The sequence below is a fragment of the uncultured Nostoc sp. genome (assembly GCF_964245445.1).
Lineage (GTDB): Bacteria > Cyanobacteriota > Cyanobacteriia > Cyanobacteriales > Nostocaceae > Nostoc.
Window position 1 is genome coordinate 1 of the sequence record NZ_CAXTNE010000264.1, and the last position, 10,966, is coordinate 10,966.

General features: G+C 39.9%; 16 protein-coding genes and 1 pseudogene. 3 read left to right on the plus strand and 14 right to left on the minus strand.

Annotated elements, in window-relative coordinates:
• Positions 1–6: 6 nt before the first annotated feature.
• The 14 genes from ACFE90_RS30585 to ACFE90_RS30650 form a co-directional block, all read right to left on the minus strand.
• Entirely contained in the window at positions 7–252 is a 246-nt protein-coding gene (locus ACFE90_RS30585; RefSeq protein WP_375506104.1) for a hypothetical protein, read from the minus strand.
• Between the two features lie 144 nt (positions 253–396).
• Entirely contained in the window at positions 397–1,236 is an 840-nt protein-coding gene (locus ACFE90_RS30590) for a hypothetical protein (RefSeq protein WP_375506105.1), read from the minus strand.
• Between the two features lie 138 nt (positions 1,237–1,374).
• Entirely contained in the window at positions 1,375–1,557 is a 183-nt protein-coding gene (locus ACFE90_RS30595) for a hypothetical protein (protein ID WP_375506106.1), read from the minus strand.
• 99 nt (positions 1,558–1,656) lie between these two features.
• Positions 1,657–1,833 carry a hypothetical protein gene (locus ACFE90_RS30600; protein WP_190964335.1) on the minus strand — a complete coding sequence of 59 codons (177 nt, stop codon included), beginning with the start codon at positions 1,831–1,833 and terminating at the stop codon, positions 1,657–1,659.
• A 93-nt stretch (positions 1,834–1,926) separates the two neighbouring features.
• Complete coding sequence (locus ACFE90_RS30605; RefSeq protein WP_375506107.1) at positions 1,927–2,217, minus strand: helix-turn-helix domain-containing protein; 291 nt, start codon at positions 2,215–2,217, stop codon at positions 1,927–1,929.
• 563 nt (positions 2,218–2,780) lie between these two features.
• Complete coding sequence (locus ACFE90_RS30610; RefSeq protein WP_375506108.1) at positions 2,781–3,113, minus strand: hypothetical protein; 333 nt, start codon at positions 3,111–3,113, stop codon at positions 2,781–2,783.
• A gap of 304 nt (positions 3,114–3,417) precedes the next feature.
• On the minus strand, positions 3,418–3,738 hold the full coding sequence (locus ACFE90_RS30615) for a hypothetical protein (protein ID WP_375506109.1): 321 nt from the start codon (positions 3,736–3,738) through the stop codon (positions 3,418–3,420).
• A complete protein-coding gene (locus tag ACFE90_RS30620) occupies positions 3,714–3,905 on the minus strand; it encodes a hypothetical protein (RefSeq protein ID WP_375506110.1) in 192 nt (63 codons plus the stop codon). The genes ACFE90_RS30615 and ACFE90_RS30620 overlap by 25 nt, the downstream gene beginning before the upstream one ends.
• 321 nt (positions 3,906–4,226) lie before the next feature.
• On the minus strand, positions 4,227–4,886 hold the full coding sequence (locus ACFE90_RS30625; RefSeq protein WP_375506111.1) for an NADPH-dependent F420 reductase: 660 nt from the start codon (positions 4,884–4,886) through the stop codon (positions 4,227–4,229).
• A 2-nt stretch (positions 4,887–4,888) separates the two neighbouring features.
• Positions 4,889–5,593, minus strand: coding sequence for a transposase (locus tag ACFE90_RS30630; RefSeq protein WP_375506112.1), 705 nt, complete (start codon positions 5,591–5,593; stop codon positions 4,889–4,891).
• Positions 5,594–5,910: 317 nt separating this feature from the next.
• Positions 5,911–7,374: an ISLre2 family transposase gene (locus ACFE90_RS30635; protein WP_375506118.1), complete on the minus strand. Its 1,464-nt coding sequence runs from the start codon at positions 7,372–7,374 to the stop codon at positions 5,911–5,913.
• A 174-nt stretch (positions 7,375–7,548) separates the two neighbouring features.
• Positions 7,549–7,902 carry a transposase family protein gene (locus tag ACFE90_RS30640; RefSeq protein ID WP_375506113.1) on the minus strand — a complete coding sequence of 118 codons (354 nt, stop codon included), beginning with the start codon at positions 7,900–7,902 and terminating at the stop codon, positions 7,549–7,551.
• Positions 7,903–8,183: 281 nt separating this feature from the next.
• On the minus strand, positions 8,184–8,621 hold the full coding sequence (locus tag ACFE90_RS30645; RefSeq protein WP_375506114.1) for a cupin domain-containing protein: 438 nt from the start codon (positions 8,619–8,621) through the stop codon (positions 8,184–8,186).
• A 298-nt stretch (positions 8,622–8,919) separates the two neighbouring features.
• Entirely contained in the window at positions 8,920–9,537 is a 618-nt protein-coding gene (locus tag ACFE90_RS30650; RefSeq protein ID WP_375506115.1) for an isochorismatase family protein, read from the minus strand.
• A 229-nt stretch (positions 9,538–9,766) separates the two neighbouring features.
• On the opposite strand from ACFE90_RS30650, the gene ACFE90_RS30655 reads away from it, so the two are divergent.
• The 3 genes and pseudogenes from ACFE90_RS30655 to ACFE90_RS30665 all read left to right on the plus strand — a co-directional run.
• On the plus strand, positions 9,767–10,135 hold the full coding sequence (locus tag ACFE90_RS30655) for a winged helix-turn-helix transcriptional regulator (RefSeq protein ID WP_375506116.1): 369 nt from the start codon (positions 9,767–9,769) through the stop codon (positions 10,133–10,135).
• Positions 10,136–10,292: 157 nt separating this feature from the next.
• Positions 10,293–10,640 (plus strand): DUF2252 family protein, encoded by a 348-nt coding sequence (locus ACFE90_RS30660; protein WP_375506117.1) that lies wholly within the window; start codon positions 10,293–10,295, stop codon positions 10,638–10,640.
• Positions 10,631–10,966 (plus strand): annotated as a pseudogene (locus ACFE90_RS30665) (hypothetical protein); the annotation flags it as partial. The gene ACFE90_RS30660 and the pseudogene ACFE90_RS30665, both read left to right, overlap by 10 nt.

Genomic DNA, 10,966 nt, shown 5'->3' on the forward strand with positions numbered 1-10,966 from the left:
ACTGGTTTACAGACTGTTGCTACTGTACTTCATAAACCTGCAATCTGCTGTAATTTGGGCTATTAGCTTTTGTCCTGCATAGATTTCGTGTTCGTAAAAATCGATTTCGATTGATGTTACTTGCTCTGTTGTTGTTGCTTGTGGCATGATAGAAATCTCCATATATATTTGGATAAAAAAGCGATTGCAGACTTTCCACGGTACGGCGATCGCCTTTTGATTTTGGATATGAATTACGTTGTGGTAAGCCACAACGCACTCATCGAAACTTAGCGAAGCTTTATCAAGGCCGAAAAGTACAATTACTCGTCAGGGGATTGCGATGCCTAAAGGCAAGCCGCAGAGCGTCTACGCACTTATGAAGATTTGGCGAAGCTTTTGCAAAGAGACTTGTACTCAAAATTTTCCATTCAGAAAATGTGATTCTTCCCGGTAAACTACACCAAGGCGATGACAATGTTTCTTAGCTAAATCTCGATACAAACTAAGATCTTCACCAAACAAGAATAAGACGGGTTTCTTGTTAGGGTAATAAAATTGATAAACCAGTGCTTGACCAATGCCGTGCTTCCAATTGCAAGCTTTCTTGACTTCAATTACATACAATTTAGTCAACACATCAACTCGCCCGGATGGATTAGGAGTCTCTCGAATTCCTCCTAATATTTCTGCCAACTGGTTAGACACTCGCTCTTCGGCTGGGTCTTTCGGAGGTGATGGTGGGGTTAATAGAGTTGGAGGCTGTGTTAGAGGTAGTGGTTGAGAAATTGGTTCAAGTTGCCTAAAGTCTTGCTGTATTTTATTGAGAGGCTTGGTTTGGGTAACTTCATCCTCTTGTTCGATTGTCTCAACTGCTGAATACTGCCCTAAAACTTTTTCAGGATACGTCTGTGCATAAAGGGATGTTACTAACAACCAACCGCGTTCTGTGTTTAATGTAAAGTTGCATTTTGGTAATACCTCCATTACAGATTGAAGCGAAGCTTTCAGTCCGGTTGTTTCAACCCATTTTTGACGTGCTGGTGTTAGTGGACGCAATAATAATTGTTCTTTTGGTTTTATGTATTTCTGATGGAAAAATTCAATTGCTTTTCTCCAGTGTTTTGGATTTTCTGTGTCAAAGTCCCGAAAATCAGGCAAGTATCTCTTAACAATATTTGCTCTCGCTGAATAACCAGTAACTTGTACCCATTTGTTTCTGGCTTCATTCAAATTTGTAATCGGATTCTTAGCCAATATGCTCCTCCGATGTCGTTAGATGAATTCTCTGAAAAAAGCGACTACATATCTTTGATTATTGCAATTGCTTTTATTTTTGTTTGTAGAAAGCCTTGTGCTGAGGACACAAAGCTTTTTACTTGATTGAGCGTAGCTTTATACTTGTTGTTGCCTCAATATCTCGTGAATTAACACTTGGCAGCGTTTGCTGACTTCGTGTGCTTGCCGCATTAAGATTCGGCTTTGTTCTCGGTCTGTTGAGGAAACTTGTACAGCTTGTCGGCTATAGTCAGTGGCCTGATGTGCTAATTCTTTTACCCTAGCTTTTAAATTTTTCATTCGTCCTCCAGTTCGATTAGCAGAAAATCTATATTTTCTACCTCTTCATAAATTTTATCGGCACGACTGGCCAGTAAACTAGCATCACATTCGGATTTTTCAACCAGTTTTTAGACGTGGTAGGTCATCGGAATCATCTCGCGGCGGCTTGACCATTACAAGTTTAAGGCTTCCGGCTGCTAGTCCCGGCGGCGGCTGGTTATTGTGGTTTCGTATCGTTAACTCGATTTGTAAGGGTTGAATTTTGAGCGCTTCTTTGTTTTTCAAAAGAGGCATCGCGCTCGTCTCCTCTTTTATGATTACTATACTACTACGCTCAACAGTGGCTACCAAGTATTTTTAACTGGTGAGCGTAGTAAATAATTATCATTAACTGTTGTAATCTATGTTCCAAATAAGTGAAGTGATATCCCCATCTAAAGCAGCACAAAGTTTCTCTAGAATTTCTGTACTAACAGTCATCTGAGTTGGTTTTTTTGGTTTGTTAATAAAGACGTGAGGAGTCTCTAGCTGCTGAATATAAGCCACAGAAACTCCCACAGCATCAGATAGCTTTTGTCTACTATATCCAGCTTTCTCTCTAAGCTCCCTGAGTTTTTGGGCATTTTCTTCATTCCATTTAAACGCAGCGATGGGTGTTACATCTACTGTGATATTCATTCTTACTTTAATTTTATTTTCACTGCGCTCGCCAGTTGACATGATAATATTAACTGTATTAATATACTGGTGTCAACCATAAGGCTACACCAATCAAGCGAAATTTAAAAACCATTTGTACTAAAAATCACTCAAAACTTCTTTTAGGATTCCCAATTTCAGCCAAGCGATCGCTTGTGATAAAGCAGTACACTGGTACTATGCCGAAACTTCCAGAGTGCGATAACTGTCTCCTCTATTCACATAACCCCCACATAGTCTGTGTCGTTCACCCTGATGGGGTAGAGGGTGAGAGCTGCCTAGACTTTTGACTTGACCCCAATGCCAAAGCAGAGGAGTTATGGCAACCGGAGGGGGCAAGCTACTATAACAGTGAATTAATACTGCAACCACAACAGCAGTGGACGCAACAGCAAAAGCTGGAGTTACTTGATTGGCATCCAATGTTTACTGGTAAATGTCCCCAGTGCGGTGCATCCTTTGACCGAGACTAGGCCTCAAGAGTGCATTGGGATTGTGAATGCGGTTGGATGGATGATTCAATTTAAGATGTTCATACTTTCTTACTTCTTTGCGCTTAATGCCTGCTCTTTCAATTGCATCACAATATTTTGGGGCAATGGGTCTATGACAGCATCAGTCGACAGAGATTTAATAAAAGCTGTTACCTCTTCCCCAGTTTTGTATTTCCCTTCACTCCAAGCATCAGCAATCTGTTTAGCTATTTTATTAGCATCCTCTCGCTGATTATGGGCAGTAATGGACTGGATATCATGACCAGTAAATGATATCCAAGTCTGCCAACGTTTCGTAACTGGGTGCTGTACAATGCCTGTAGTCAGTTCATTGTCCTCAAGCACTGCTTTCTTCTTTGGGTGACTAAATCCTTTAAACATGGTTCTACTCAGTAAACACCATTTTAAAATGCCAAAAATGCGACAGCGATTGCACGGCAGGAGTTGGAATTGAGTTTAATTTGGAAGTGGCGATGCCTGCGGCGGGCTATTCGGTGTCGCCATTTAATCAAAGATAATGGGGAACGATGGGGGCAGCCTTTTGGGTAGGGTGGCTCACTGATGCTTTATAAGTGAAGACGATGCCGTACCACTTGCCTACGGCACGCTCCGCGAACGTGAAAGCAAGCGGGAGCAAAGCGTCTCCAAGAGTTGGCGTGCGGGTACTCCATCACATTCAAATTTTTTACTCCTGAACCATCAACTCTTGTAGCAACGCATCATTTATCCTTTGTGCCTCTGTCCCACTACTTTCCCTAATATCAAAAGCTTGCTGCACTATGGTTTGAACTGACTCTGGTAATGATTCAAATTTTTCCGAATTGATTATGACGAGGCGGCAACCAGGATAAGGCATAAAATCAGTAAACGGTTCCATCCCCGATGTAATCAGAGTTTTGCTAAGTTCGGCGATGGGATGATGAGGCTTTTGGTTGTCCTCACTGCGGTTGATTTCTGATGCCATGTAGCCGCAAAACCAACTCAAAGTGTCAATATCTTTCTGCAATGCTCTGCCAAAATCCCTGTTATTACTTGTTGGTTCAGGTTGACAGGTAGATAATCAAAGATGCTGTCTAAGGCTTCTGGGTGTCGCTTGTGGCAATAACGCACCGCAGATTCAACAAGTTTATCGATTTTGGTGGGTTGGGGTTGTCCAAATCCCTTTGCACACATGGCACTGCCTCAAAATTTACGTGCTGGAAGACGCGATTTTAACAGAAAAAGATTTGTCGGTACGGGAGTAATACCAAAATTGCAGTAACGTTACTCCCCAAAAAGCAGTCAAAGTTTCACAGTCGATTCGATACTTGAATTAATCGATTATGGCTTTAGAGTGTAAATTTGTATAATAGAGCGATGCCTGCCGAGGTAAACTACTTAACTACCCACTATCCCCAACCCCTAGCGACAGGCAATAAGGCGATAGCGGATCACTCTTTCTTACTGCGTTATTTTTAATTCCTGCTTGCTCAATTGCATCACAATTTTGCTTTGTTAAGAAATCGGTTTGATTTCTGGTTGAATCAGGTTAAGAACAGTATAAGGATTGCGACCAGAAAACAGCAATTTAATCACAATTGCTGCGGCAGCTTCTAACAATCGAGCGTACTTTAACTCCCCCAAATCGACCGGCTCACTGCCAACATCTTCAATTAGCGAAGCCACTTGACGTTTGGCCTGGGCATCGTCGCCACAATAGAGCGTTACTAAGAGCCGACCATCGAAAGTAGGCGGCTGCATCTGCCAAACTTTTGCCTGACACATATTAAACGCCTTCACTACCTTAGCTTTGGGAGAATAAGCAGCGATCGCTTCTGATAGTGATACTCCATGATAACTTTTCGTTAAGTAGTCGCCGTTAGAGGGTTCGACAGGATTATTTATATCTAATAAAATCTTGTTAGCAAAAGCGTTACTTCCTCCAGATGCCTCCAGAGCTTCAAAGACTGCTTCATGAGGAGTCGCTAAAATGATAACTTCACCAAACTCTACTGCTTCTTGAGGGGAACCAGCTTTTGTACCCTGAGCGAGTCTGCTTGCCAAACTCTGTGCTTTGTTTGGATCTCGACCTGCAATAAATAATTCGTGTTTTCCTACCCAACGTGAACTTAGGGACTCTGCCATGCTGCCATAACCGATAAAGCTGACCCTCATTGCTATTTTTCCTTACTACAGTTCAACCGAAATAAAAATATTTTCTTATATTGTGACAACAGATCTGGTAAAATGAAGCCATTGTGGAGAACTGCCATAATTTTAACTGCGATTTTCAGTCGATTAATATGGCCTTCAACAGGGCCATTGCTGACTGGCATTGTTACACCTGCTTTCACAGCATCGTAATCAGACTCTAAACCAACAGCAAAACGATGCAGCAAAGAAACCGAGCTGTTTTTAGCTTTGTTTAACCAAGTATCGAGATGCTCAGGCAGGCGTTGACGCACAAGATATGCAAACTGTTGAGCTAGTTCAATGGCTGACTTCAAGTCAGAATGGGCTGTTTGTAGTTGAGCGATTACTTCATGCTCATTAGGCTGTGTTAATTCCGGTCGTCGCAGGACTAAAGCTGTGACGCGACTGGGGGTGAGAGGACGATGGGAAGAAGAGCTAACCCTGGGGGAAGCGTTTTTTCTTGAACCTTGTCGCGGTTCAAATCCGGGCAAGGTCTTGAGATAACGAGTGAAGCGAGAGACTGTGGCATAACTACCGGTATAGCCGCAGGCGCGAATTTCCTCAAACAGTTTTTGGGTGTTGTGGTTACCGCTATTCCAGCGACTTAGGAGGTAATCATGATAAGGGTTGAGAAGACTGAGACCTTGGTCGCTACGTTGGCGACGTTCGGTAAAAGTTGAGCTACGCAAGTAATTAGATACGGTATTTTTAGAAATTCCCAGGGATTGAGTGATTGCTTGCCCTGATAAGCCAACGGGAGCAACGCGATTTTGTGAAGTCGGGTAAAAAAGAAGCGATCGCTAAAAATTATATTTAGGTATAAGGTAATTTTATTTACAATAAAAACATGGTTAAACACGATAATTTATCTTGATGAGATATCTCAAAAAGATTACTGGCAAGTTATTTGACGATTATTTGCAAAAATATCTGCAACGAGTCTTTAATGCTTAGTATCAATTATGTCAATAAATGACTGAAGAGCAGAATTAAAGTATAAATTTTATCAAGCAGTTTGGGGTTTAATAAACGAGTTAAAGATAGAATCACAAAAATTATCCCAACTTTTAGCTATCCATTGCGAGCGTTGATGCAACATAATTTCCGCATTATTTTGTAACCAAAATTTCCTATTTCCTTTCATACGCAAATTAACGACTTGACGAATCAAACTTTTAACTGCACCACTACCAAGAGGTAATTTTCGGGATGCAACTTCGTTATATCTTAAAAGCCTGCGTCTGTAAACTTTTAAAATATAATTTCGTTCTCGTACCAAAATTTTAAGGCGCTCTCCGTTTGCCTCAAAAATAACTTCACCCATATTTCTCATTAAATCTAGTGCCTGACCTTTTTTTAAACTTTTACGAGCTTTTTGAAACCATTGTTGACGCTCATTATTTGTGCTAAAAGCAGCATCAGCAAAATCTTGTAAATGTGATGTAGCGTGAAAAAAGTCTAATAATTGATAAGTTTCAGGTGGGCATTTTAACTTTTTGAGTAAAGGGGGAACATGTATCCAGATCCATTCTGCTCTATCCGCAATTAATAAAACCTGTTTCGCCTGACTAATACCTAAATTAACCAAGTACATCTCTAATATCTGCAAAAATCCTTGATATCCTTGATAAGTTCCATCATTGGTAATTGAAACCTCTCCATTCCTGATTTTTTCACTTTGTTCATTCACTACATAAATTGTTAATACTTTTGGCTCAATCCATTCTCCTGTAAAGCCTACACGATTAGTCTTAGCCTTACGCCTGCCTTTTTTATTAATCCGAATCCGTGTACGACCGCCATCTACAGCAATAACAACACGCTGGTCTTTAAGAATATTACTTGTAGGTAAGTTACCAAGCTCTAAACTTGTTATTTTCGATTCACGTAAATTTATGCCAATTTTACCAAAGTAATATGTTAGCCGTTCTATGCGTTTTAGACTGATATTTACGCCCCAATCAATTAATGTTGTCCGCGCTGCCTCAAACGAGCCAGCAATTGCGCCATATTGGGCAATAGTCGATAAAACTCCAGGGGATAAACCCTCAGACATTCCCAAATATCTTAAGAATGGGCAAAATCCTTTGTGTAAAGATTTTTTATTTTTCTTTGATTGAGTTTGACGTTCAACTACATACGGTAATTTTAAACTTACTTCCACATTTCCAACTGTTAATATTTTTCGCTTTTTACAACCATGCCTTTTTGTGCTTGTTTGCCACCATCCCTGTGTCTCCTGCTCTGCTTTATCTAAAAAATCTTGAGATTGTGACAGATTATGGAGCAATAAAGCTGTACATTCCCCTGCTAAAACTAAGGCAATTTCTCTAATTTTTTTCTCACGTTCTCTAAAAATGTGTCCATCCCATTCTGAGATATTCGTTAGTTCTAAAAGTTTCGTGACTTTTTCTTGAAAGTGTTCTAACGATTTGCTTAAATCAAAAGTAGAATATATATGATTTTTCATAAGCGCGTAGGCATTCCCTGTTTTGATGTCAGATATCAAAACCTTTACTCCAAAGGGAATCCTACCTTTTTTTAGGCAGAAATAATAAATCATATTTATCTCTGAAAATAAAAATAAAATTATAACAGTGTTAATACTGTCTTAATTGTTATAAATATTTATATTGTACTGAAGCTAGTTTTTAGCGCTCGCACCTTTTTCGCCCAATCTCACAAAATCGCGTTGCTCCCGTGTGGTTACATTGGTCAGCCTTTCTGTAAAAATGCGCCGTTTACACAACCTATTGATGCAAAAAAACTTCCTTACCCGTAACTGTAAGGTAATGCTGTAATCAGCCCAGGGTAAGTCTGCTAATAAGCGTTCATAGCGACTATGAATTTTGTGAGTTGGTTGGTTACAAACTGGACAGTTAACTACTCTACTGATTGCGGAAACAATCAAATTTATCTGAGTTTTTATCTTGTCAAGAAGGCAATTCTCAAGTTTCAGATTGGTTGAATCTGGTAATAGGTGAGTTAGCACCGACATAGAGCTTGCTGAGGCTTATTCCTCAAATGTTTGATGGAGTGAAGTTTGAAGTATCTCGATTATATCTTTCTTCCTTCTTCCTTCTGCCTTCTGCCCTCTGCCCTCTGCCTTCCCCCAACCTAGATCACCAAAAGTTGCCAAGAACCAACAATACTTCCTTGCGTAGTTAGGAAGAGGTTTAATTCTCAGTATTGAGCAGGATCATGTCCCATTTATTGTGAAATTATCGAAAATATCACCTCATATCTAATTTTGTATTTTGACTAGCAGAATAAGATAATTTACTTATTAACTGGGTCTAAAAAGGCTGTTCCTGGTTTTCTCAGCTGAAACAAGACCAGTGAGGCAGGCTCTGTGGTACTAGTATTTCTCGCACGAACAACAAGATTAATTGGTTCGATAATTGCTTTCCCAGCAGGAACTATAATTGAAGGCTCTCCAGATTGAAAGTCTACTGAATATGAGCCGCTAATTGTATAAGCAAATACAGGTGAGGCATGTGTATGCCAAATACTTATTTCTCCTGGTGCGAGAGTTGCTGTAAGAATTTCGCTTTCTAAGACTTGAACCTTGGGTATGTCCTTAGTCTTAACATTCAAAACAATAGTTGGTGCTGGTGTGAAGTGCTTTGCAGGAGTTTGCGCTAATGAGATTTCTCTGATTCCAACTACAAATGCAATCACAAGAAACAATCCAAATATGACTTGCTTAACTCTCATCTTTACTACCTGTATTGAATACTGATAGAATATCCCATATTTGCTTGAGATAATTTTTTATCAAGGCAGATATTTCCGCTTTATCCCTGATCAAGTTAATATTTCCAACACGACTGCTATGAATCCACTAGCCCGCATTAGAAGGGCGATCATCTTCATAAAACTTTGCTCTCAAAGTGATCAGCTTATAACCCAAAAATTTTGGCTTTTTCCAACTCGTTTGTAACTAATATTTTTGGATTCGATGGGCGATTCTATCTGTTAGCTTCTGTCTAATTGTAGTAAGCTTAAACTAAGATCAATATAGAGTGCTAGTGCTTTCAATGAACTCAGGAGGCAACACCTCACTAAACAATAATTCCTGTAACTCGACACCTTCTGTTCTGCTCCAATCCTTAACCAATTCAGCAATCATTGTGATCGTAGCAGTTAGGACAACTCCAGCATCATGCATCCGCTGCCGTGCTAAATCTTCCGAGAGATGGAATGGTGAACCAGAAGCATCCATCACTGCTTGAACATTATAGCCTTCATGCACTGCGCTAATTGCAGGAAAAACTAAGCAAACATCCGTAGTTATTCCAGCCATAATTAAATTAGTACGATTCGTATTTTTGACAGCTTGAACAAAGTTCTTATCATCCCAAGCATTTACGATCCCTGCACGTTTAACTCTTACCTCGTATGCTTTAGGCAGCAATTCTGCTAGAGTAGTCATTAGCTTTCCTTGAAACCGATCCTCTTGGCTACTTGTCAAAACTACAGGTATCTTAAGTACCTTTGCCACTTTTGCAAGGGTAAGAGTATTTTTTTCTACCTCGGTCAGAGGTAAGTTTTTAATCAGCTTCATTGTGCCAACTTGATGATCAATCAGAAGCATAGCCGAGTTTTCTTGAGTAAAGTCAGAAAATTTCATTGTGCTGTTTTCCTGTATCGTTGTGATTAATGCAAACAGTTCAAATCATTAGGGGAAAGCTGTATTAAATAGAGTCAGTAGTAACCATTGTGTTTGAGTAGATAGATTTATTAGTCTGCTATGTTTTACCACTGAGATCATCTTAGATATATCTCTAGACTTTATTCTTAAACGAACTTCAGACATTGCACAAGTAGGAACACTTGTGTACGTACCATCCATTAAAAACATGGCTCAATCACCTAAAATCCTTGAATCGCATCCTTATTTACGGCAGACACTTGAACTGGTTTGTGACAAATGGGTTACAGCAATCATTTACGTTCTATCCCAAGGTACGAAACGCTATGGTGAGTTACATAGAGAAATTGGAGACATTTCGCAACGAATGCTAACGCGTACTCTGCGTGATTTGGAGAGGGATGGTCTTGTGAAGCGCAAAGTCTATCCTACTAATCCTCCGACTGTAGAGTATTCCTTGACATCCTTGGGAGAAACGTTAGTTGAGCCACTTCGGCTACTGTGTCAGTGGTCAATAGCTCATTTTCATCAAGTAGAAAAGAACAGAGAAACTAAAGACAATCATCTAGACAGATAAATTATCATTCTTCAATTCATCAAACACTTTCGGGAAATTTCACTGGGAAGCACTTTATAAGTTATGGCTCAAGGTGGTAAAAGATTTGTTATTGGATGGTTGTGTCTATAACAAGAGTCCAGCAAGAGTTAATTTCTTTACCGCCTAAGAGACTTTCATGCTCAAACAGATATCTGGAATTGTCACTCTCTTTATTTTAACTTTGGGATTTGCATCTACATCTGTTGCTGCAACTCCCCGTTCAACTTGGGTGGAAAATGAAATTTACCAATACAACCATCCCTTTGCTTCTCAATTACCGCAAGAACTGGCAACGAAGATGCATTTGATGGCAGCTAGCCCCTTCGCCTTCTATCGAGGGACGGCTCACATCTTTTATCGTGATATGCAAATATTACCAGGTTCAGGATTTGTCAATTCCTCTACCTGTGCCATTTGGTTAGAGGGGGATATGCATCTGCAAAATCAGCTTACCAGTTTCACAAAGAAAAACCCTTGCAACTGAGTCAAGTTAAGCTTCTGGGCGTTGAAATTCCAGCGACATTAATCAGCAATAACCCACAACAAGTAATTGAATTCTGTAAAATCCAACCAAAGACAATTTTTAAGCCAGTCTACGGTGGGACACATACTCAGTTTGTGAGTGACTTTCATTTAGAACCCCATCGGCTAAATTTGGTATTACGACTTTCTCCGGTAACATTCCAAGAGTATATTCCTGGCACTAATATCCGCAGCTATGGAATAGGAGAAGATATTTATGCTGCGGAAATTCGCAGTAATTCTTTAGACTTTCGAGAAGATGAAAAAGCACAGTTAATTCCGGTGGAA